This window comes from Cupriavidus sp. 2SB, assembly GCF_005503625.1.
Taxonomy (GTDB): domain Bacteria; phylum Pseudomonadota; class Gammaproteobacteria; order Burkholderiales; family Burkholderiaceae; genus Cupriavidus.
In genome coordinates, this window is sequence record NZ_SCMX01000074.1 from 1 (window position 1) to 23,234 (window position 23,234).

The window sequence follows — 23,234 nt, forward strand, 5'->3', positions numbered from 1 at the left end:
CCTCCCATCCGGCCGCATCCGCCACCCCCGCGCCCCGGACTGCCCCATGACCCTTTCGACTTTTGCCTTCATCTTTGCCGGCGTGCTGCTCAATGCCTGCGCGCAACTGCTGCTCAAGGCCGGCACCAACGCCGTGGGCGCCATCACCATCGAACGTGCCACCCTTCTGGACACGGCCTTCCGGGTGCTGACCCAATGGCCCGTGATCGCCGGCCTGACCTGCTACGTCATCAGCGTCGGTGTCTGGATCGTGGGCCTGTCGCGCGTGGACGTGTCGATTGCCTATCCCATGCTCTCGCTCGGCTATGTGGTCAATGCACTGGCCGCGTGGTGGCTGTTCGGAGAAATCCTCGGACCCTTGCGCGTGGCCGGCATCCTGCTGATACTGGCCGGCGTGTTCCTCATTGCCCGCTCCTGATTGCAGCCCAGTTGCCCTCGTTTTTGACATGACAGCTTCCAATCCGCAGGATTTCCTGCCATTCGTCCGGCCACAGATCGACGCGGCAACCATTGCCGAAGTGGGCAAGGTGCTCGCCTCGGGCTGGATCACATCCGGACCGAAGGTGCAGGCATTCGAGACCCGGTTATCCGCGCTGTTTGGCGGACGGCCCGTGCGCACCTTCTCGAATGGCTCGGCGACGATGGAAATCGCCCTGCGTATCGCTGACATCGGCCCCGGCGACGAGGTCATCACCACGCCCATTACCTGGGTGGCCACGGCCAATGTGATCCTGACGGTGGGCGCGAAGCCCGTCTTCGTCGATGTCGATCCGCGCACGCGCAATATCGACCTCGACGCCGTGGAAGCCGCGATCACGCCGCGCACGCGCGCCATCATCCCGGTCTACCTGTCGGGGCTGCCGGTCGACATGGACCGCCTCTACGACATCGCGCGCCGCCACAATCTCCGCGTGATCGAGGACGCCGCGCAAGCCATCGACTCCCGCTGGCGCGGCCAGCGCATCGGTGCGTTTGGGGATCTGGTCAGCTTCAGCTTCCAGGCTAACAAGAACATCACCACGGTCGAGGGTGGCTGCCTGGTGATGAACACGCCCGAAGAGGCGCTGCGTGCCGAACGGCTGCGGCTGCAGGGCGTGATCCGCACCGGCATGGATGGCATGGACGTGGAGGAACCGGGCGGCAAGTTCAACCTGACCGATGTCAACGCCGCCATCGGTCTGGCGCAGTTGGAGACGCTCGATGCGATCACCGCGCGCCGGGCCAGACTCGCCACGCTCTACTTCGAATCGGCCGCGCGGCATGGTCTGGCGGATCTCGGCATCGAACTCCCCCTGGCCATCGATCCGACGCTGGCTACCACGAACTGGCACATGTTCCAGGTGGTGCTGCCCACCGACCGCCTGCAAGGCGGCCCGGCGCAGGCCCGCCAGCTTGTGATGGAAGCCATGCGCGCGCAAGGCATTGGCGCGGGCGTGCATTACCCGCCCATCCATCTGTTCTCGTATTTCCGCTCGCTTGGCTGGCGCGAAGGCATGCTGCCGCATGCCGAACGCATTGGCCGCGGCATCCTGACGCTGCCGATGTTCCCGGCCATGCAGGACGCCGACGTGGAGCGAGTCTGTGCAACTCTCAGCGAAACATGCAAACGTCTATCTCTCTAAGCCCGGTCGAAGTCTCGGTCGTCATTCCCGTCTATAACGAGGAAGACGGACTGCAGGCGCTGTTCGACCGCGTCTATCCGGCGCTGGACAGCCTGGGCGAGTCGTACGAGATCATCTTCGTCAACGATGGCAGCATGGACCGCTCGCCGCAGATGCTTGCCGCGCAGTTCCACAAGCGGCCCGACGTGACGCGCGTGATCCTGTTCAACGGCAACTTCGGTCAGCATATGGCGATTTTGGCGGGCTTCGAGCATACGCGTGGCCGCATTGTCATCACGCTCGACGCCGACCTGCAGAATCCGCCGGAAGAGATCCCGCGCCTGGTGGCCGAGATGCGCAAGGGCCACGACTACGTGGGTACCATCCGCCGCCAGCGCAACGACACGGCGTTCCGCCGCTACGCGTCGCGGGCGATGAACCGGCTACGCGAGCGCATCACCCGGATCAAGATGACGGACCAGGGCTGCATGCTGCGCGCCTACGACCGCAACGTCATCGACACGATCAATGCGTGCCGCGAGGTCAACACGTTCATCCCGGCGCTGGCGTACACGTTCTCGTCGAACCCGGTGGAGATCGAGGTGGGCCACGAACAGCGCCACGCGGGCGAGTCCAAGTACTCGCTGTACCAGTTGATCCGCCTGAACTTCGATCTTGTCACCGGCTTCTCGATCGTACCGCTGCAGTGGTTCTCGGCCATCGGCACGATGCTGTCGATCACGTCCGCCGGCCTGTTCCTGGTCCTGCTGATCCGGCGTTTCATCCTGGGCTCTGAAGTGCAGGGGGTGTTCACGCTGTTCGCCTTCAACTTCTTCTTGATCGGCATCATGCTGTTCGGCATCGGCCTGTTGGGCGAGTACATTGGCCGCATCTATCAGGAAGTGCGCGACCGACCGCGTTATCGTATCCAGGCCGTGCTGGAGCGCGACCCGAACGCCAGCCGTCCCCAGGAGGCACCGTGCGCGCCGTAGTCTTTGCCTATCACAACGTGGGCGACCGTTGCCTGCGCGTGCTGCACGCACAGGGCGTGGACGTAGCCCTGGTGGTCACGCACCGCGACCGTCCCGACGAGAACATCTGGTTCCAACGCGTGGCCGACACCGCCGCCGAGCTGAACCTGTCGTTCCTCTATGGCGAGAATCCGGCCGATCCCGCCGTGGCGGATGCCGTGCGCGCCGCCCGCCCGGACGTCATTTTCTCGTTCTACTACCGCGCGATGATTCCGGCCGATGTCCTGAGCCTCGCGCCGCAGGGCGCGTTCAACATGCACGGTTCGCTGCTGCCCAAGTACCGGGGCCGCGTGCCCGTGAACTGGGCAGTGCTGCACGGTGAGACCGAGACGGGTGCCACGCTCCACGCGATGGAAGCCAAGCCGGACGCTGGCTTTATCGTCGATCAGACCTCGGTGCCGATCTTGCCCGACGACACCGCCGGACAGGTCTTCGAGAAAGTCACCGTGGCCGCCGAGCAGACGCTCTGGCGCGCGCTGCCGGCCATGATGGCGGGCAACACGCCCAAACGCCCGAACCGTCTGGCCGATGGCAGCTACTTCTCCGGCCGCAAGCCCGAGGATGGCCGCATCGACTTCCGCCAGCCCGCCAGCGCGGTGTATAACCTCGTACGCGCCGTGGCCCCGCCCTACCCCGGCGCGTTCACCGAAGTTGGCAGCCGCCGGTTCGTAGTGGCGCAGGCACGCCGGCTTGAAACAACTGCCGTGCCCGCCGGACTCACGCCGGGTCTGCATGTCGTGGACGGCCGCATCGTGGCCATCTGCGGCGACGGCGGCGCGCTACGCGTGCTGCAACTGCTCGAAGGCCCGAGCGCCGACCATGCGAGCCCAGTCTCCGCATCCGAATTCCAGACCATCATCACCGCATCCTGAAAGGTTACCGATGAAAAAGATCCTGATCCTCGGCGTCAATGGCTTCATCGGCCACCATCTGACGCGCCGCATCCTCGAAACCACCTCGTGGGAGGTCTACGGCATGGACATGGCCTCCGACCGCCTTGGCGATCTGGTGAACCACCCCCGCATGCATTTCTCCGAGGGCGACATCACCATCAACAAGGAGTGGGTCGAGTACAACATCCGCAAGTGCGACGTCATCCTGCCGCTCGTGGCCATCGCCACCCCGGCCACCTACGTGCGCAACCCCCTGCGCGTGTTCGAGCTCGACTTCGAGGCCAACCTGCCCATCGTGCGCAGCGCCGTGAAGTACGGCAAGCATCTGGTCTTCCCCTCGACCTCCGAGGTCTATGGCATGTGCACGGACGACGAGTTCGACCCCGAAGCCTCGTCGCTGGTCTACGGCCCGATCAACAAGCCGCGCTGGATCTACGCCTGCTCCAAGCAACTGATGGACCGCGTGATTCACGCCTATGGCATGGAGCAGGGCCTGAACTACACGCTGTTCCGTCCGTTCAACTGGATTGGTGCCGGGCTGGACTCGATCTTCGAATCGAAGGAAGGCTCCTCGCGCGTGGTCACCCAGTTCCTGGGTCACATCGTGCGCGGCGAGCCAATCAAGCTCGTCGATGGTGGCGCCCAGAAGCGTGCTTTCGCCGATATCTCGGACGGCATCTCGGCGCTGATGCAGATCATCGAGAACAAGAACGGCGTGGCCAGCGGCAAGATCTTCAATATCGGCAACCCGGCCAATATCCACTCCGTGCGCGAACTGGCAGAGATGATGCTGTCGATGGCTGCCGAGTATCCGGAATACGCCGAGTACGCGCAGCAGACCAGGATTGTGGAAACCTCGTCGGGCGAGTTCTACGGCAAGGGATACCAGGACGTGCAGCACCGCGTGCCGAAGATCGACAACACGATCAAGGAACTGGGCTGGAAGCCTGAGTTGAATATGGAGCAGGCACTGCGCCGCATCTTCGAGGCGTACCGCGACAAGGTGGTGGAAGCGCGCACGCTGGTCGACGGCAACTGATCCGGCATGGCTCGCATTGCCCTGAAGGTGGACGTCGACACGCTGCGTGGCACGCGTGAAGGCGTCCCGGCGCTGCTATCGATGCTGTCGGCCGTGCAGGCCGACGCCACGTTCCTGTTCAGCCTTGGCCCGGACCACACGGGCTGGGCGCTGCGCCGCGTGTTCCGGCCGGGTTTTCTGAAGAAGGTGTCTCGTACGTCCGTGGTGTCCAACTACGGGCTGCGCACGCTGATGAATGGCGTGCTACTGCCCGGTCCGGACATTGGCCGCAAAGCCGCTGCGGAAATGCGCTCGGCAGCGGCAGCCGGTCACGAGTGTGGCATCCACACCTGGGACCACGTCTACTGGCAAGACAACGTGCGCAGCCGCGACGCCGCCTGGACGCGCCGCCAGATGCAGCAATCGTTCGACCGCTTCATCGACATCTTCGGCGCCCCTCCTCCTACGCACGGTGCCGCCGGGTGGCAGATGAACGACGAGGCGTTCCGGCAGATCGATGACTGGGGCATGACCTACGCGTCCGATGGCCGTGGCACGGCGCCGTACATCCCGACCGTGGATGGCAAACCCTGCAAGCATGTGCAGATGCCTACCACGCTCCCCACGCTCGATGAATTGATCGGCGTGGACGATCTGACGGAAGAGAACGTCCACCACGCCGTGCTCAAACTGAGCGAAGGCGACGACGATCATATCTTCACGCTGCATACGGAAATCGAAGGCGGCAAGCTGGCACCGGTTTTCAAGCGGCTGCTGGCCGGATGGCGTGCGCAGGGGCACGAACTGGTGTCGATGGGTACGTACTACCAGCACATCGACCGGAGCCACCTGCCGCAGTTGCCGGTGACGTGGGGAGAGATTGCGGGGCGGAGCGGTGAATTGATTGTGCAGCCGTAGGGCTGACTGTTCCGACTGGGTTATTCCCCTCTCCCGCAAAGCGGGAGAGGGGTCGGGGGAGAGGGCCAGCAGTTCAAATTGCTCATCTCGGCAAGCAGAACCTCGCGCCCTCTCCCCTAACCCCTCTCCCGCATGCGGGAGAGGGGAATTAAACAGGCGGAAGGGGAGCCAGCCAGTGGGGATTTCTAAACCGTCTCTTTCCGCGTCAACCGCAACCCATTAAACACCACCAGCAAACTCGCGCCCATATCTGCGAACACGGCCATCCACATCGTGCCCATGCCCATCACGGTCAGGGCAAGGAAGATAGCCTTGATACCGAGTGCCAGCGCGATGTTCTGTTTCAGGATCGACGAAGTTCGGCGCGACAGCAGCACGAACGCGGGAATCTTGCGCAGGTCGTCATCCATCAAGGCCACGTCGGCCGTTTCGATCGCGGTATCGGTGCCTGCCGCACCCATCGCAAAGCCGATATCGGCACGCGCAAGCGCCGGGGCATCGTTGATGCCGTCGCCCACCATGCCCACCTTTTCACCACGGCCATGTGCCTGGGTGGCGAGTGCCGCCAGCGCATCGGCCTTGTCCTGCGGTAACTGATTGCCGCGCGCTTCGTCAATACCCACCACACGCCCGATCGCCTGCGCAGTGTGCGGGTTGTCGCCCGACAGCATCAGCGTCCTGACGCCCAGCGCATGCAGTTGCTCGATGGCCTGACGGCTGGTCTCTCTCACGGTATCGGCCACGCCGAACAGCGTCAGCGCCCGTGCAGCGCCGTCGGGCGACACAGATGCCAACATGACGATGGTCTTGCCTTGCCGCTCGATGGCTTCGAGTCGAGCTTCGAGCGCTGGAGAGCAGGCGCCCAGGTCGTGGATCATGCGATGGTTGCCCAGGCGGTAAGCGATACCGTCCACGGTGCCGCGCACGCCCTGCCCCGCCACTGCCTCGAAATCCTGCACGTCGAAGCCGACCACGCCGTCGGCCCCGGCCGCAATGGCCACCGCGCGCGAGACCGGGTGGTCCGAGCGTGCCGCGAGACTGGCCGCGATGGCGCGCGCCTGCGGCACATCGTCCACCAGCATCGCCATATCGGTCTGGGCAGGCTTGCCATGCGTGAGCGTGCCAGTCTTGTCGAGCGCGAGCCATGTCAGCCGATGGCCCTGCTCCAGATAGACACCGCCCTTGACCAGAATGCCCTTGCGCGCGGCGGCCGCCAGCCCGCTGACGATGGTCACGGGCGTGGAAATCACCAGCGCGCACGGACAGGCGATCACCAGCAGCACCAGCGCCTTGTAGATCCAGGCCAGCCACGGCTCGCCCATCCACAGTGGCGGCACCACCGCCACGCCAAGCGCGATGGCGAACACGACCGGCGTATAGATCTTCGCGAACTGGTCCACGAATCGCTGCGTCGGGGCGCGGCTGCCCTGTGCGGCTTCCACGGCATGGATGATGCGCGAGAGCGTGGAATCATCGGCTGGCGCCGTCACCGTATATTCGAGTTCGCCGGACTGGTTGATTGAGCCGGCGAACAGCGGATCGCCCGGCACCTTGTCCACCGGCACACTTTCGCCCGTGATGGGCGCCTGATCGAGCGCCGACTGCCCACGGGTAACGCGGCCATCTAGCGCCACACGTTCGCCGGGGCGCAGCCGCACGGTGGCGCCCACGCCAACCTCGGCCGCCCTGACGCCGAGCCAGCTACCATCCGGCTGCAACACTGTCGCCTGCTCCGGCGTCATCGCCAGCAGGCCGCGCACGGCGTTGCGCGCACGGTCGAGCGACGCGGCCTCGATACGCTCGGCCAATGCAAACAGCGCCATCACCATGGCCGCCTCGGGCCACTGGCCGATCAGCATCGCCCCAGTCACAGCGATGCTCATCAACGCATTGATATTCAGGTTGCCATTGCGGACGGCGATCCAGCCCTTGCGATAGACACCGAGCCCCGCGATCAGCACCGTGGCCAGCGCAAGCGCTGCGGGCAGATACGGCGTGGCAATCCCGAACCATTCGGCCAGCTCGGCGCCCAGCGCTGCCACGCCGGCCAGCGCCAGCGGCCACCAGGGCTTGGCCGGCTCCGCAACGGCAGCGGCTGCGCGGTCGTGGCTCAGCGGCTCGGCCTTCATGCCGAGCGAAGCAATGGCCTGCACGAACCGATCTGCCGACGGCAGCGTGTGATGGACGGTCAGCACGCGCTGCATCAGGTTGAAATCCAGCGCCGCCACGCCATCCATCCCGCCCAGTTTGCCGCGGATCAGCGTCTCCTCGGTGGGGCAATCCATGGCCTCGATGCGGAATGCTGACGACCGCGTGCCGGGCGGCGCTGCCACCGCCGGGGCCGAGACTGTCGTTGACGCGCAACCTCCACCGCTGCAGCAACTATCGATGGCTGGCGCGTGGGCATGGGGATGACCGTGGTCGTGGTGGTGCCCGTGGTCATGCCTGGCGTCGTGGGAATGGTCGTGCGGATCAGCCGCTGCGGGCGGGGCCGCAGCAGCATGAGAGTGTCCTGAGCAGCACGCGTCAGCCTTCTGCGGCGGCAGGGGCGAAGCGTGGTCTGGGGTGGAGCGGGCCATGACGGAATCCTCGAAGCATCTTGCCTGCCATTGAAGACCCTGTAGCCACTCCAGGGTCAAGCCCGGGCCAGGCGTGCTTCGCCGGACTCAGGCAACCCGGCGAGATCGGGAAACGCGAGTTCGAACCGGGTGTCATCCTCGACGCTTTGCACCGACACGCTGCCACCATGCAGACGCATGATCGTGTCGACGATAGCCAGCCCGAGGCCCGTGGAGCTTGCCGAATTACGGCGCGACGGGTCGGCGCGATAGAAACGCCCGAACAGTTGTGGCAGCGCCTCGGCGTCGATTGCCGGCCCGCCGTTGGCAACCGTGATGGCCGTCCAGCCCGCCTTGGGCCGCGAGACCACCATCCGCACCGTGCTGCCGGTAGGCGCGTGGCGCACCGCGTTGTCCAGCAGGTTGATAATGGCGCGCCGCAGCAGGGTCTGGTCGGCCATCACCGTCGCCACGCCGGACACCGCCAGCGTGAGATTGCGGTCGGCGGCCACGGCCTCGAAATACTCGGCCACCTTGTCCAGCTCGGCGCGCGCGTCCAGCGAGCGGGCGCCGAGCGCCACCTGTGCGTTGTCCGCGCGTGCCAGGAACAGCATGTTCTCGATCATGCGCGACAAGCGCTCGTACTCTTCCAGGTTCGATTCGAGCACGGCCTCGTACTCGGCAGGCGTGCGGCGCTGGGCAAGCGCCACCTGCGTGGTGCCAACAAGGTTGCTGATGGGCGTGCGGAAGTCGTGCGCGAGATCGGCCGAAAATTGAGACAGCCGCGTAAAGCTGTCCTGCAGACGCGCCAGCATGGCATTGAGCGCACCAGCCAGCTCACGCAGTTCCTCGGGCGCGCCGCCGACGTCGAGCCGCGTTGCCAGCCGGCTCGTCGTCACGGCAGCGGCATCACTAGCCATGCGGCGCAGCATCCGCAAGCCCCGTCGGGCCAGCAGGAAACCCAGTGCGGCTGCCACGATGGCCCCGCACAGTACCGCGCCGAGCAACTCGCTCCGATACTCGCGCATCAACGCCACGCGGTAACCCGCATCACTGAGCACGATGATTTCGACGGTCCGGTCGGTATTGCCGATCTGTCCGAGCGCCGCCATGCCCCGCGATGGCACGCCATTGCGCGGATGCCAGGTTTCCAGATGGGATTTATCGGGAGCCGTGGCGGCAGGCAACACACGCAGCGGCGGCAGCGTCTCGTTATGGGGATTGAGCGTCATCAGCGGTTCGCCGTCACGCGTGCGCACAACGAGGATCAGGCCCTCATGGCCCATCGCGATATCGGCAAAGCGATGGGTATCGGTGCGAATCTCCATCTCGTCGGTCACCTCGCGCAGCAAGTGCCGCACGAGCAGGACTTCTCCAACCAGTTCGCTCTCGTCGCGGGATTGCAGCTGGTTACCGAGGGCGGTAGCGAGATAGGTAGCCACGCCGACGAGAATCGCGGCCGTGGTCAGGCCATAGGCCAACGCCAGCCGCGTGGTCAGCGAGGCCGGCATCCAGGCGTCGATGGCGCGACGCAGGCGCAGCAGGCGCTTCATGCCTTGCTGCTCATGCTTCGTCCGATTCGTCCAGCACGTACCCCATGCCGCGCCGCGTGTGGATCAGCTTGTTCGGAAACGGATCGTCCACCTTGGCACGCAGGCGTCGGATCGAGACATCCACCACATTGGTATTGCTGTCGAAGTTCATGTCCCAAACCTGCGACGCAATCAGCGAGCGGGACAGCACCTCGCCCCGGCGACGCGCCAGCAGTTGCAGCAGCGCGAATTCCTTCGACGTCAGGTCGATCTTCTGGCCCGCTCGCGTGACGCGGCGCCGGATGGTGTCGATCTGCAGGTCCGCCACTTCCATGAACTCGCTTTCGCGCAGCGGGCCGCGTCGCAGGATGGTGCGGATGCGTGCCACGAGTTCCGCGAATGCGAAGGGCTTGACCATGTAGTCGTCCGCCCCGAGTTCCAGACCCTTGAGCCGGTCCGACAACTCGTCGCGAGCCGTCAGGCACAGGACCGGGGTGTCCTTGTCGCGGCGGAGTTCGCGCAGTACCTGCCAGCCGTCCATGCCGGGCAGCATCACATCGAGCACGATCAGGTCGTAGTGCTGTTCGCGTGCGTGGGCCAGACCGTCCACGCCGTCGCGGGCCAGGTCGGCCACAAAGCCGGACTCGGTCAACCCCTTGAGCAGATAGTCACCCGCCTTGGGTTCGTCTTCGACAATCAGGATGCGCATGGTCTTTCACTTCGCGCGTCCGGCAGCAATGCCGGCGCACCATCTATCGGTTTATTGCAGAACCCCGACACTATCCGAGGTTGGCCGTAATTGGGCGATCATTGCACGATTGTCATCATATTTGCGCAAATTCTGATCGACAAACAAAGTACAATGCGCGCTTGCCCTGATCCCGGGCACCCATGCATTCTCGCCCCCATGCCTGCGCCCTGCAGGTCGCCTTACGGTTTCGATGAAACGCCTGCTGTCTTGCTTCCTGTTGTGTTTTGCCATGTTCGCGCTGCCCGTGCAGGGTGCCGTGGCGGCAGTCATGATGGTTTGCAGCGCGACCGAAGCCGCAGGGTTATCGATGCCCGAGCGACACGCCGCGATCAAGGCCGTGGCGGAAGCCGAGATTGGCCAGGACATCCATGCGCATTGCCACGAGGGCAACGCGAGCATGGACGACGCCGGCACCCCGGCTCGGCACGATGTGTCGGCGCCCGCGGACATGTCGGCGCCCTCCACCGATCACACGTCTCACCATGCCGGCGTTTGCAGCGCCTGTGCCGCCTGCGCGGCCAGCGTCATGCTGTTGCCGGAAATCCCCCTCGTAGCGCTGCAGCACCATCGCCACGCGCTGCCGCTGGCTATCTTCACCAGCTTCGCCAGCCACGCCTCCCAGCCCGCAGACCGGCCGCCCGCGCGCCACTGCTGACACCCGAGGTGCGTCCATCGCACCCCTCGCCTTCCCGCAGATTCGCGTTGCCTTGCGGCCTGCCGCAGTAAGCCGCGCGTTGTCCTGACCGCTACCGAGAATTTCACATGCTTGCCATGCGTTGTATGGCATTGGCATCGCTGTTGACGCTGGTCCCGGCACTCGCCGTCGGCCAGGCGTCCGCGCCTGCCCTGCCCGATCCGACGGACCCCCACACCCCCGTTCCGGCCCTGCCCGATGTCTCGGCACTGGCTGGCTACGTCCCCTATCAGACGCCGCAAGTCAAGCCGTGGCGCGAGTCGAATGCCAGCGTTGCCCCGGCCGACGCAAGCCAGGCAACGGACCCGCACGCCGGCCATCACATGATGAATCATCCGGCGCCAGCCCCACTCGCAGAGCCAGCAGCACCGGCAGCGCCGGCTTCCGGCCATCCCCATCACCACGCGCACTGAGGCCGATCATGCAAATCAAGGCTTTGCTCAAGCGTGGCGCGATGCCCATCGCCTCGTTGATGGCCGCACTGCTGCTGGCCGGTTGCGCCGGCTTTTCTCCCGATGGCGGGTTCGATACCGTGGCCGATACCACGCGCGAACGCCTCGGCCAGCAAGCAACCTGGGTGCGCACCGATGCCGACCGCGCCGCCGTGCAGGAGCGCACGCGCGAACTACTGGCGCAGCCGCTGGACGCCGAGCGCGCCATCCAGGTGGCGTTGCTCAACAATCGCGGCCTGCAAGCGCAATACGCGGACCTGGGCATCGCAGAGGCCGACTACGTGCAGGCTACGCGCCTGCCAAACCCGGGATTCTCGTTCAGCCGCAAGACCTCGGGCGACGAGCTCAAGATCGAGCGGGCCGTCACGGTGGGCTTCATGAACCTGCTGGCGCTGCCTTTCGCAGCCCGAATCGAACAGGGCCGTTTCGCACAGACGCGGCTGGCTGTGGCCGACGCCACGCTGCGGCGCGCCGAATCCACGCGGCGTGCCTGGGTGCAGGCCGTTGCCGCCGAGCAGGCGGCCCGCTATGCCGAGCAGGTGCGGCGAGCCGCCGAGACTGGCGCACTGTTTGCCCGCGACCTGGCCCGCAGCGGCAACGTCAGCGCGCTCGATCACGCACGCGAGCAGGCGTTCTATGCCGATGCCGCCGCGCAACTGGCGCGGGCACGCGAGCGCGCCCTGTCTGCAAGGGAGCGATTGACGCGCGAGCTTGGCCTCTGGGGCAATGACCTGGCGTTCCAGCTACCGGAGCGACTGCCCGACCTTCCGGCCAACCGTCCCTCGATGCAGGGCCTCGAGGGCTATGCCATCTCGAACCGTCTCGATTTGCAGGCCGGCCGCGCGCAACTGGACAGTCTGTCGCGGTCGCTGGGCCTTACGCGTGCCACGCGCTTTATCAGCGTGATCGATGCCAGTTACCTGTTCAATTCCGAAACGGGTCGTCCGCGTGAAACCGGCTACGGCATCGACATCGAGGTGCCATTGTTCGACTGGGGCGGCGCCCGCGTGGCCCGCGCCGAGAACATCTATCTGCAGGCCGCATCGCGCCTGGCCGAACAGGCGATCAATGCACGCTCCACCGTGCGCGAAACCTACGCCGGATATCAGGCGCGCTATGACATCGCGCTGCATTACCGCGACGAGGTCGTGCCGCTGCGCAAGCGCATCGGCGACGAAAACCTGCTGCGCTACAACGGCATGCTCGTCAGCGTGTTCGAACTCCTGACCGATGCACGCGAACAGATCAACGCCGTAAACAGCTATCTCGATGCCCAGCGCGACTTCTGGCTTGCCGAATCCGATCTGCGCAGCGCCCTCGGCGGACGGCTGCCTCCCAACACTCAACCCCAATAAACATGGTCACCCGACGCAATTTCCTCGGCGGCTCGGCCGCCGCCATGCTGGGTACGGCGATGGTGTCCCGCGCGGGCGCCGCCGTTCTTCCCGAGGCCCCATTGCAATCCAGCGCCGCCACGCAGGCACCGTTGACACCTTCGAACGGGCGGCCATACCAGCCCGTGGTCACCCTCAATGGCTGGACGCTGCCGTGGCGCATGCGCAATGGCTGGAAGGAGTTTCACCTTGTTGCCGAACCGGTCGAACGCGAACTCGCGCCCGGTATGACCGCGCACCTGTGGGGCTACAACGGGCAAAGTCCCGGACCCACCATCGAATGCGTGGAAGGCGATCGCGTGCGTATCTTCGTCACGAACAAGCTGCCCGAGCACACCACCGTGCATTGGCACGGCATGATCCTGCCGGCTGGCATGGATGGCGTGGGCGGGCTGTCCCAGCCGCATATCCCGCCGGGCAAGACGTTCGTGTACGAGTTCGAGATGCGTCATGCCGGGACATTCATGTACCACCCGCATTCTGACGAGATGGTACAGATGGCGATGGGCATGATGGGGTTTATCGTCGTACATCCGCGCAACCCCGCCGCCATGCGCGTGGACCGTGACTTCGTGTTCCTGATTGCCGCCTATGACATCGACCCCGGCACCTACACGCCACGCGTGGCCGAGATGACGGATTTCAATATGTGGACGTGGAACAGCCGCGTTTTCCCCGGCATCGATGTGCTGCCGGTGCGCCTGGGCGATCGCGTACGCATCCGCTTCGGCAACCTCACGATGACGAACCATCCCATTCACCTGCACGGGCATCGGTTCGAAGTCACGGGCACCGATGGCGGCTGGGTACCGCCGTCCGCACGCTGGCCCGAAGTCACCACCGACGTCGCGGTGGGGCAGATGCGCGCCATCGAATTCATCGCGGACAATCCTGGCGACTGGGCCTTTCATTGCCACAAGTCGCATCACACGATGAACGCGATGGGCCACAACGTCCCGACGATGATTGGCGTGAAGCAGAAAGACCTGGCCAGCCGGATGAGCGCGCTGGTGCCCGACTACATGGCCATGGGCGAGGCAGGCATGGCCGACATGGGCAGCATGAAAATGCCGTTACCCAGCAACACGCTGCCGATGATGAGTGGCGAGGGACCGTTCGGACCCATCGAGATGGGTGGCATGTTCACCACGCTCAAGGTGCGGGCGGGCATGGCACCTGGGGATTATCGCGATCCGGGTTGGTATCGGCACCCCAGGGGAACGGTGGCGTATGAATACGCGGAACCGGGGACGGAACGGTAATCGCGAGAAAACGATTATTCGACGCGATAGAAATCAATGGACTGGCCGGCGTTGACGGCACGCTGCAGCCAGTCCGGATATTCGCCGGTGCCGTCCCAGGTCTGGCCCATGGCATTGCGGTACACCACGCGCGGTGCGGCGGCAGGGGCTGGCGTGGCTGGAGTGGTTTCACCCTCCACTTCCACTTCTGCGGTTTCTTCGCTTTCGGCAAAGCAGCCTGCTTCGACCAGATGGTCGAAAGTCAGGCCATGGCGATCCATCTGCTCGCGGACCCATGCCACGGCGACGGTTTTGGCTGCTTCAGACTCGGACATGACGTATCGTGCGCGCCCGCCACCACGTGGGGCGGGCTGGAGAAAGGAGTTCGGGGGACGACCCGGGCGGGAAAAGCCGGCAGGTCAGAAACGGATTCTACAGCGTGTTGACCCGGTGCTCCCGGAATCGGCTGGATTCAATGTCCGTCATTATGCACCGCTGTGGATAACGGGCGGCATTCTAGCAAGCATCGTGCGGCCATGACATGGATGTCATGCGCGAGTCATGCTTTCGTCCCCGCTGGATTCCTAGACTTCCGTTCAAGGTCGCCCGACGACCGTTCACATAACCGCCCCAAGTTTCTCGACCCTCGATTTTCAGACAACCACTCAGACAACAGCTCAGACACAGGAGTCCACGAATGCTGAAGAAAGCCCTGCTCGCGACCGCCATTTCCGCCACGCTCGCCGGTGCCGCCGGCCTTGCCAACGCCGCACCGCGCAGCGTCGATCCTTTTACCGATGGTGCACGCATCACCGCCCCGCGCGACGTCTACACCGATGGCGCCCGCATCACCGCCCCGCGCGATGTCTATACCGATGGCGCCCGCATCACCAGCCCGCGCGATGTCTACACCGACGGCGCCCGCGTGACCAGCCCGCGCGACGCGTTCACCGACGGCGCCTGATACGCATCCCCTGACGTCCTGTCACCTTCACGACAGCGTGGCGGCTTCAGTGCCCGCCGCGATGTTCGTGAACTGCGCTGCAGGCACGGGCCTGCCCAACAGGTAGCCTTGCAGCGTATCGCACCCCAGCCCGGCCAGGAAAGTCTGCTGCTCGGGCGTTTCCACTCCCTCCGCCACCACCTGCAGTTTCAGCGTGCGCCCCAATGCCACGATGGCTGAAACGATGGCCGCGTCTTCCGAATCCTCTACCAGCTCCCGCACAAAACCGCGGTCGATCTTCAGTTCGCTCGCCGGAATCCGCTTGAGGTGCAGCAGGCTCGAATAACCGGTTCCAAAGTCGTCGATGGCGATGCGCACGCCCATGGTGTCGAGCTGCGTCATGATGTCGAGCGTTTCCTCCACATCGCGCATCGCCGTGCTTTCGGTGATTTCCAGCGTCAGGTACTCCGCTGGCACACCATGGCGCTCCAACGCGGCGGCTACGGCGTCGATCATCCCCGCATTGCAGAACTGCAGGGCCGACAGGTTGACCGCCACGGACCAGTCCGTATGGCCCATTCCGCGCCATACGGCCAGTTGGCGGCACGCCTCGTCGAGTACCCAGTCGCCGATGGGCAGGATGGCACCCGTCTTCTCCGCGAGCGCGATGAACTGGTCGGGCATCATCAGGCCCCGTACCGGATGATTCCAGCGCAGCAGGGCCTCGGCGCCCACCACGCGATGATGGGTCGCGGAAATCTTGGGCTGGTAGTGAAGCTGCAACTGGCCATTGCGGATGGCCGCACGCAGATCCTGGATCAGCATCTGCTGCGCCCGGGCCTGCTGGTTCATCGACCGCTCGAAGAAGCAATACCCATTGCGGCCCGACGCCTTGGCGTGATACATCGCTGCATCGGCATTGGTCATCAGCCCGTCCTGATCCGAGCCGTCGGCCGGATACACCGCGATGCCGATGCTGCCAGAGACATGCAGCGCATGCCCGCTCACGTACACCGTCTCGCGCAGCGCCTCGATCAGCCGTGCCGCTACCACGCCGGCATCGGCAGGCTCTTCCACGCGCACGAGCATCACGAATTCATCGCCACCCACCCGGGAAATCGTATCTTCCGAGCGCGCCGAGGCGCGCAGCCGATTGCCGATTTCCACCAGCAGGCTGTCGCCCATCTGGTGTCCGTAGGTATCGTTGACGCCCTTGAAACCATCCAGGTCCACGAAGAGCACGGCGAACATGTCGTACTGGCGCATGGCCTGCTGGAAGCGGTCTTCCAGCAGCACGCGGTTCGGCAGGTGCGTGAGCTTGTCGTGCAGGGCCAGGAATTCCAGTTCGCGATTGGCCACGTTCAGCGCATCCGCCAGCACGGCCGTGCGCATTTCCAGTCGCATATCGAGCACTGACGTAATCAGCGCCACGGCAATCACGCATACCGTGATGACGATGATCGGCAGCGCCATCGCGTGGCTGTCCACGCCCGAGCGCGCCGCGCCACAGACACTCCCCAGCGGAAAACGCGCAGCCGCCATGCCGATGTAGTGCATCGATGCGATGGCACCGCCCATCACCAGCGCAGCGCCCACGCGTAGCTGATGCACGCGCGGCAAGCTCCGGCGCAGGCGGAAGGCGATCCACAGCGCCGCACCCGATGCGCCCACCGCAACGACCAGTGAAAGCAGAAATAGCCACGGGTCATAGTCGATGCCGGGCTGCATCCGCAGCGCGGCCATGCCTGTGTAATGCATGCTGGCGATGGCGGCGCCGAGGGTGACGGCACCCAGCGCCAGCCGTGCGGGTGGCAATTCCGTGCCGCTGACAAGCTTCAGTGCGAAGGCGGAGGCGAGCACAGCGATCAGCAACGAGACGCCCGTGATGGGCACGTCGTATCCGAGGGGAATCGGCAGGCTGAACGCCAGCATGCCTATGAAATGCATTGACCAGATACCGAGGCCCATGGCCATGGCACCGCCGGCCAGCCACATTCCTGCGTAGCGGCCACGTGCGGCCGTGGAGATGCGCCCGGCCATATCGAGCGCCGTATACGACGCCAGCACGGCAACAAGCACGGAAAACAGGACGAGAGACGCGTCGTAGCTGGGGGAAATCATGGCAGGCGTGACGAAGCGGTGGCTTTCTGGCCCCCGCAAATTTCGATGGCATCTGGGGCTTGAGCGAAGGTTCTCGCCATCCGCTAGGGATAACGGCACCTGCAGCCCAGACTGAAGCGGGATTGTGCATCACGCCGCTTGGTGCCGCGACGAAATCCACCATAGGGCCCACCATAAGACGGCTTGACATGCGGCATCGAAGCCACACCTGACTCGTCCGATAAATTCCTACAGGGCAATCAGCGTCCGCCGGAAAGGCGGCGCGTGTGCGCCGATCTATGCTTGAGACGTGATGAACAGCAGCCCTCGACGCCTCCTCGACGCCTTAACGCGGCAGGCACGTCAGGCGATGACGGCTCCGGCTGGAGAATATGACCATGTGGAAACGAATCGCAGGCGCGCTCGCAGTGGGCGCATGTTGCTGGGCTTTCTCGGGCTGCACCGCAACGGGCGCAGTGGCGGGCGGTGTGGTAGGCCACGAAGTCAGTGACGGTAGCGCACTCGGAACCGTGGGTGGCGCAGTGGTTGGCGGCGTGATCGGCCACGAACTGGGCAAATAAGTTTTGTGCCGGTGGCCCTATGAGTAGGGCACCGGCGACGATTTCCGCGGCCTGGACGGCGGGCAGGGTCGTCCAGGTTAGCGCGGCATGGTTTCTTTGATGGGAAGGCCATGCCGCCGCGCGCCGCGCCGTGAGCGTCGGTTGCAAGTGTCCTTCAACGATGGCTTCGGACGTTGACATCGCTGAAAGACACCGCAGCATTCAACGATGTTCATGGCGCGGCAGCGGGAAACCTGCAGTGAGCAAGACGGAACAACCCCGGACGATCGAAAGTCGTCCGGGGTTTTTTCATGGCGCCGCCGGCAACGCAAACCCGAACACCGCCCCTGCTGGCCGGTTCGGCCATGCGTGAAGTTGTCCGCCGTGGCCTTCCACAATGGTCCGGCAAATCGAAAGGCCCATGCCCATGCCTTCTGGCTTGGTGGTGTAGAACGCTTCGAAGATCTGTTCCGGATCACCGGGCAGGCCCACGCCCACATCCTGCACCGTCACCAGTACCTCGCCTGACGCGCCCACGGAAGTGCGCACGGTCAGATCCCGCGAATGGTCGACGACATCGCGCATCGCCTCGATGGCATTGATTGCCAGGTTCAGGAACACCTGCTGCAACTGGACCTTGTCAGCCGCCACCTGCGGCAACACCGGTGCCAGTTCAGTCCTGAGCACGATGCGGTGGCGCGTCAGCTCGCCGCCGAACAACGGCAGCGACTCCTCGATCAGCGCATTGAGGTCGAGTTGCTGCGCGTCCGGCCCCGCCTTCCTGAGCATGGCCCGCATGCCGGCAATGACGCTGCGGGCCCGCTGCCCCTGCCGCGCGATACCGGAGAGCGCGTCGATGGCTTCCTCCACATTGGGCCGCTCACGCCGCAGCCAACGCAGCGCCGCGTTGGCCTCCAGCGTCATCGCCGCAATGGGCTGGCTGACCTCATGAGCAATCGAAGTGGTCAGCGCGCTGAGCGTCATGACCCGACCCACGTGGGCGAGGTCGGACTGCGCCTGATGCAATGCCTCGTCGGCCTGCCGACGCTCCTCGAACAGCCGGCTGTTTTCCAGCGCGCTGGCGGCCTGGAAGGCCAGCAGCTTGATGACCTCGGTGCGGGCAGGTATGAACACACCCGGCGCCAGCGCGTTTTCGAGATACAGCACGCCCGCCAGCTTGGCCTGGTTGAGTAGCGGCAGGCACAGCATCGAGCGCGCCCGTCGCTGGCGGATATAGGCGTCCGTGGAAAACGGACGCTGGACGGCGGCATCGTCGAACACCACATGCTCACGCGCCTGCAATACGTGCTGGATGACGGACAGCGGTATGTCGGCGGGGTCCAGCGCCCGGTCCGCCAGCGAGATCGTGATGGCGCCGTCCCGGATGTCGGCTTCGGCCACCACCTGATATCCGCTGGGGCAAGGCAGGATCAGCACGCCGCGCGAGGCGCCCGCCTGTTCGATGGCGGTGCGCATCAGCATCGCGATCAAGCGGTCGAGGCGCACCTCGCCCGAAACCGCTTCCGAAACGGCCATCACCGTGGCCAGGTCCAGATGCTGGAGCGGCGCGCCGATGGTGCCCATTCCCGCCGCCGATGCGGAAACCTGCGTCCCGGTTGCCAGATGGGGATACAACGTATCGAGCTGCCAGACCTTGGCGTCGGCACCCCAGTGCAGGTAGCCGTGGCGGGCCTCGCGCAGGTAGACGACGGCCACCTTCTCCAGCCCGCGATCAGTGTAGAAGCGTCCGGCCAGTTCGCAGGCCAGCGCCTGCATGTGGATCAGGTCACCATCGCGCGCGGCGGCCATCGCGGTTTCATAGCTGCGCATCGCCTCGATGTCGCGCCCTTCGATCCGCGCGATCTCGGCTTCTACCAGTGCGGCGCGATGGCCAAACGTCGACGGGCAATGCCGGGCCCATTGCGCAAGCTGGCGACGATGTGCGGCCAGCGCAGGCAGATGCAGGGACAGATCGTCATCCAGCCCCGGATTGCAGACTGCCGCGCGTGCCAGCGCGGCATAGAAGTGGTATTCGGCCTGCTCGAAATAGGCGGGCGAGGTCCAAAGCAACTGCCCCGCCCGCTCGGCCGCCGCAAATGCGGCAGCGTAATCGCCGGCCAGATAGCGCGCCTGAAGCTTGCGGATCCAGTACCAGCACGCGGCCAGTTGCAGCCCCACATCCTCCTGCATGCGGGATTCGAATGCCTGCTCGTCGAAATCGTCGCCGTCCAGACAGCCGAAGACCGGCGTCAGGCCGCGCAGCGTGCGCACCAGTTGCCGTTGCGGCGCCAGCCTGTCGGCCACCAGTCCGTAGCGCGGCCCCCACGCATACACGCTGCCGGAATCCGCATCGTGCTGCACCCGTCCGAGCGGGTCGCCGATGGCCAGCGCATGGGTCATCAGGTTGCTGCGGAGGTATGCGGCATAGGTGAGATCGCCGATCTCCTGCGTCAGGGCCAGCCCCTGCCGCGCCACGCCGCGCGCCACCCGCAGCGGCTGCGTCCAGTGCAGCAGGTTGCCGCCGACGATCTGGTAGACGCGGGCGCGGATACGATCGACGCCGCGCCGATCTGCCAGCGCCATGGCCAGCTTGCCGAACGCGGCACCGGCCGGATCGTCGGTGGACGCTGCCACGCGCAGCATCGCCAGCCATGCATAGCCCAGGCAAGATTCATCGCTGTTGCCACGTGCGAGGCTCAGGTTGACCATGCGCAGGATCACCAGCCAGCGCAGGTTGTCGTCGCTGTACCAGGCTGGTTGCAGCAAGGCCGTCAGCACGCAGAGGGTGGCCTGTGCACCGGGATCGGTCATCGCCGGCAATGCCTCCAGTTCGGCAATGGGCCTGCCGTCCATTTGCCGGGCCAGTAGTGCTTCCTCCTCCGCCACAGTCTCGTCACGGGGCGCTGCCGGCCACGCGATACCGGCGCGTGCGAGATAGGCCAGGCCAACTTCCACGGCTTCGGCGCGCCGGCCGCCGGTCATCAGCAATCCAATCTGCAACTGGGTGACCACGGCACGCTCGGCCAGCGATACGGTGCGGACTGCAAGCTCGGCCAGCCGCTGCTCGGCGCGCGCGGAGTCGCCCGCCAGGAACTCGCACTCGGCCCTGTGCAGCGCCAGCGAGAACGCCAGCGCGTGGCGTCGCGTGAGCGCATCGTCATCCAGCATGGCCATGCCTGACGTCAGGTAATGCAGCGCGGAGGCATTGGCGCAGGTCGCGCGGGCGCGCAATGCGGCCGTCAGGTTCAGTTCGGCCAGCCGGTCGCGCTCATCCGGCGTGTCTATCAAGTCTGCCGCGCGGTTGAGCTGTCCGGCGATGGTAAATACGTTGGCCTCGATCGCGTCGGGTGGCATCCGCTCCAGCAGGAGACGGCCGATGTGCAGGTGGAAGGCCGCCCGGTCCGGTACGGCAATCCGCGCATAGGCGGCTTCCAGGATCCGGTCATGGCGGAAGCGCAGCATGCGGTCCTTGCGCGAGACCAGTCCGGAGCGCACGGCGTCCGCCAACGCGGCATCGAGTTCGCGCGCGTTGCCGTCCCAGGCGTACAGCAGGATATCCACGGACGTGTCGTTGCCAAGACAGGCCAGCCGCTTGAGTGCACGACGCGTGCTGGCAGGTAGCCGGCCAATGCGGCCGATCATCAGCGAGACCACGTTGTCGGTGAACTGCTTGGCCTGGATCTGGCCGATGTCCCAGGCCCAGCGCGCCGCGCCATGCTCGAAGCGCAGCAGTCCTTCCTCGGCAAGTTCGGTCAGGAAGTGCGTGGCGAAGAACGGGTTGCCCGCGGTCTTCTCCATCACGAGCCGGGCCAGTTGCGCGCTGGTTTCGGTGGAATCGTGCAGCGTATCGGCGATTAACTGGCGCAGGTCCGCAATGCCCAGGCTGCCCAGTTCAAGGTGCACGATGCGGGCGCCACGCTCGCGCAGGGACACGATCCGGCGCAGCAACGCACGCGTGCCATCGTCATCCCCGTCGCGGTAGGTGGCGACGAGCAGCAGATGCCCCACGGCGGGGTCCGCCAGCAATTGGCGCAGCAGCGCGACGGTTTCGGGGTCCAACCACTGGATATCGTCGAGACACAGCGTCAATGGCCGGGCCATATGCGCCAGGGCCGCAATCAGGCTTTGCAGCGCCAGCCGCAGACGGGCTTCCACCTCGCGCGAGGGTGTGCCGGGCATCCAGGGAACCGGGCCGAGCAGCTGTTCGAGTTCGGGCAGCAGCGGTGCCAGCAGTCCGGCATTGGGCCCCAGTGCATCCGCGATGGCCACGCGCCAGGGGGCAAGGTCGGTCTCGCCCAGCGTCAGCAGGTTGCGGAGCAGCCCGCGCAGCGCCTGGGCCAGGGTGTGGTAAGGCAGCCGGTCGCCATGTTCGTCGGACTTCGCGGCGGCATACACACCCGGCCGTTGCACGATCACGCGCTGGAGTTCCTGCATGACCGAAGTCTTGCCCGTCCCCGAACGACCCGACACCACCACGCCCTCGCTGTGTCCCACGGACGCCACGCGGTCGAATGCGCCCACAAGCGCGGCAATCTGCCGCTCCCGGCCGTAGAGGTACTCGGGAATCACGAGTGTGTCGGATAGATCCTGCTCGCCCGGGACGAAGGCCTCGATCTGTCCCTGCGTGGCCAGCGCCTGCTGGCAGCGCTGCAGGTCACGTAGCAGGCCGGCCGTGGTCTGGTAGCGCTCCTCGGCGGGCTTGGCCAGCAGCTTCATGACGATGACCGAGAGCATCGCCGGCACCGACGCCAGCCGCTCCGCCGGCGGCACCGGCATGCGCGCCAGATGGCAATGCACCCAGTCGATGGGCTCCACCGCGCTGAACGGCAGCACGCCCGTCAGCATCTGATAGAACGTGACGCCAAGCGCATACAGATCGGTGCGCGTGTCGATCGAGCGGTTCATCCGGCCCGTCTGCTCGGGCGCCATATAGGCCAGCGTGCCCGCGATCTCCTCCGCTGCGGAGAACGGCGCGGCGCTGCGCGGAATCCGCGACGCAATGCCGAAGCCCGTGAGCCACGTGCGGCTCAGGTCGTCCGCCACCAGCACGTGGGCCGGCTTCAAGTCCTTGTGGATCAGGCCGCGCTGGTGCAGATGGCCAACCGCCGTGGCAATGGCCACGGCAATGTCGAGGAACATCGACGGGAGCATCGGCACCCCGATCATCGCGCTCAGCGGCGTGCCGCCCGGGTCTTCCAGCAGCAGCACGGTCTGGCCGCGCTCGCGCAGCACATCCAGCGGGCGGGCCGACCACGCGGGGTCGAGATCGTCGCGCAGCGCAAATTCGTGCGTCAGGCGGTCGACGGTGGCGGGCAGGCGATGATCGTCCGTGGCCCAGACGCCCATGGCAGGCGCCTTGCCGCCATCGGCATGCAACAGCCAGCCACGGCCGAACGTCCGGTCACCCGCTTCCCAGGTGGTATCGAAGCCGAGATCGATCTCGGCCTTGGGAAAAAGCATGGAAAGCATGAGCGGCGGGCGGGGACGGGGGCGGAAGACAGCCCACATCCTAATCGCTTGCGGCCACCGTGTCCCAAATGGTCAGCAT

Annotated in this window: 18 protein-coding genes; 12 read left to right on the forward strand and 6 right to left on the reverse strand. The window is 65.5% G+C overall.

Translation table 11 applies throughout. The annotated features are described in order from the left end of the window. Positions 1-46 precede the first annotated feature (46 nt). Genes FFS21_RS25645 through FFS21_RS25670 form a run of 6 tightly spaced genes read left to right on the forward strand, consistent with a single transcriptional unit; the run spans position 47 to position 5,461 of the window. Positions 47-418, forward strand: coding sequence for a DMT family transporter (locus FFS21_RS25645; RefSeq protein WP_137927524.1), 372 nt, complete (start codon positions 47-49; stop codon positions 416-418). Between the two features lie 28 nt (positions 419-446). Further along, a complete protein-coding gene (locus tag FFS21_RS25650) occupies positions 447-1,622 on the forward strand; it encodes a DegT/DnrJ/EryC1/StrS family aminotransferase (RefSeq protein WP_137927525.1) in 1,176 nt (391 codons plus the stop codon). Further along, complete coding sequence (locus FFS21_RS25655; protein ID WP_137927526.1) at positions 1,601-2,593, forward strand: glycosyltransferase; 993 nt, start codon at positions 1,601-1,603, stop codon at positions 2,591-2,593. The genes FFS21_RS25650 and FFS21_RS25655 overlap by 22 nt, the downstream gene beginning before the upstream one ends. After that, positions 2,581-3,504 carry a formyltransferase gene (locus FFS21_RS25660; protein WP_137927527.1) on the forward strand — a complete coding sequence of 308 codons (924 nt, stop codon included), beginning with the start codon at positions 2,581-2,583 and terminating at the stop codon, positions 3,502-3,504. The genes FFS21_RS25655 and FFS21_RS25660 overlap by 13 nt, the downstream gene beginning before the upstream one ends. A 10-nt stretch (positions 3,505-3,514) precedes the next feature. After that, positions 3,515-4,564 carry a bifunctional UDP-4-keto-pentose/UDP-xylose synthase gene (locus FFS21_RS25665; RefSeq protein WP_137927528.1) on the forward strand — a complete coding sequence of 350 codons (1,050 nt, stop codon included), beginning with the start codon at positions 3,515-3,517 and terminating at the stop codon, positions 4,562-4,564. Positions 4,565-4,570: 6 nt separating this feature from the next. Further along, positions 4,571-5,461, forward strand: a complete 891-nt coding sequence (locus FFS21_RS25670; protein ID WP_137927529.1) for a polysaccharide deacetylase family protein — start codon at positions 4,571-4,573, stop codon at positions 5,459-5,461. Between the two features lie 185 nt (positions 5,462-5,646). Here FFS21_RS25670 and FFS21_RS25675 read toward each other — a convergent pair whose 3' ends face one another. The 3 genes from FFS21_RS25675 to FFS21_RS25685 are packed head-to-tail and all read right to left on the reverse strand — an operon-like array spanning position 5,647 to position 10,260. Further along, the gene (locus FFS21_RS25675; protein ID WP_137927530.1) at positions 5,647-8,040 is read right to left on the reverse strand and encodes a heavy metal translocating P-type ATPase; all 2,394 of its coding nucleotides are present in this window, start codon (positions 8,038-8,040) and stop codon (positions 5,647-5,649) included. A gap of 56 nt (positions 8,041-8,096) precedes the next feature. Further along, positions 8,097-9,572 (reverse strand): heavy metal sensor histidine kinase, encoded by a 1,476-nt coding sequence (locus FFS21_RS25680; RefSeq protein WP_171020491.1) that lies wholly within the window; start codon positions 9,570-9,572, stop codon positions 8,097-8,099. A gap of 10 nt (positions 9,573-9,582) precedes the next feature. Continuing rightward, the gene (locus FFS21_RS25685; protein ID WP_137927531.1) at positions 9,583-10,260 is read right to left on the reverse strand and encodes a heavy metal response regulator transcription factor; all 678 of its coding nucleotides are present in this window, start codon (positions 10,258-10,260) and stop codon (positions 9,583-9,585) included. 232 nt (positions 10,261-10,492) lie between these two features. Between FFS21_RS25685 and FFS21_RS25690 the strand changes: the two genes are divergently transcribed. The 4 genes from FFS21_RS25690 (at position 10,493) to FFS21_RS25705 (ending at position 14,104) form a co-directional block, all read left to right on the forward strand. Then, positions 10,493-10,957 carry a hypothetical protein gene (locus FFS21_RS25690; protein WP_137927532.1) on the forward strand — a complete coding sequence of 155 codons (465 nt, stop codon included), beginning with the start codon at positions 10,493-10,495 and terminating at the stop codon, positions 10,955-10,957. 107 nt (positions 10,958-11,064) lie between these two features. Continuing rightward, positions 11,065-11,409, forward strand: a complete 345-nt coding sequence (locus tag FFS21_RS25695) for a hypothetical protein (protein ID WP_137927533.1) — start codon at positions 11,065-11,067, stop codon at positions 11,407-11,409. Between the two features lie 8 nt (positions 11,410-11,417). Further along, positions 11,418-12,803: a TolC family protein gene (locus FFS21_RS25700; RefSeq protein ID WP_249359645.1), complete on the forward strand. Its 1,386-nt coding sequence runs from the start codon at positions 11,418-11,420 to the stop codon at positions 12,801-12,803. A gap of 2 nt (positions 12,804-12,805) precedes the next feature. Then, entirely contained in the window at positions 12,806-14,104 is a 1,299-nt protein-coding gene (locus FFS21_RS25705; RefSeq protein WP_137927534.1) for a multicopper oxidase family protein, read from the forward strand. Between the two features lie 14 nt (positions 14,105-14,118). On the opposite strand, the gene FFS21_RS25710 is transcribed toward FFS21_RS25705, so the two are convergent. Next, on the reverse strand, positions 14,119-14,418 hold the full coding sequence (locus FFS21_RS25710; RefSeq protein WP_137927535.1) for an H-NS family nucleoid-associated regulatory protein: 300 nt from the start codon (positions 14,416-14,418) through the stop codon (positions 14,119-14,121). 362 nt (positions 14,419-14,780) lie between these two features. On the opposite strand from FFS21_RS25710, the gene FFS21_RS25715 reads away from it, so the two are divergent. Further along, entirely contained in the window at positions 14,781-15,047 is a 267-nt protein-coding gene (locus tag FFS21_RS25715; protein WP_137927536.1) for a copper resistance protein CopQ, read from the forward strand. 27 nt (positions 15,048-15,074) lie between these two features. Here FFS21_RS25715 and FFS21_RS25720 read toward each other — a convergent pair whose 3' ends face one another. Further along, a complete protein-coding gene (locus tag FFS21_RS25720) occupies positions 15,075-17,147 on the reverse strand; it encodes a putative bifunctional diguanylate cyclase/phosphodiesterase (RefSeq protein WP_137927537.1) in 2,073 nt (690 codons plus the stop codon). 377 nt (positions 17,148-17,524) lie between these two features. On the opposite strand from FFS21_RS25720, the gene FFS21_RS25725 reads away from it, so the two are divergent. Then, complete coding sequence (locus tag FFS21_RS25725; RefSeq protein WP_137927538.1) at positions 17,525-17,707, forward strand: glycine zipper 2TM domain-containing protein; 183 nt, start codon at positions 17,525-17,527, stop codon at positions 17,705-17,707. Between the two features lie 288 nt (positions 17,708-17,995). On the opposite strand, the gene FFS21_RS25730 is transcribed toward FFS21_RS25725, so the two are convergent. Then, entirely contained in the window at positions 17,996-23,146 is a 5,151-nt protein-coding gene (locus FFS21_RS25730) for a trifunctional serine/threonine-protein kinase/ATP-binding protein/sensor histidine kinase (protein ID WP_137927539.1), read from the reverse strand. Between the last annotated feature and the right edge of the window lie 88 nt (positions 23,147-23,234).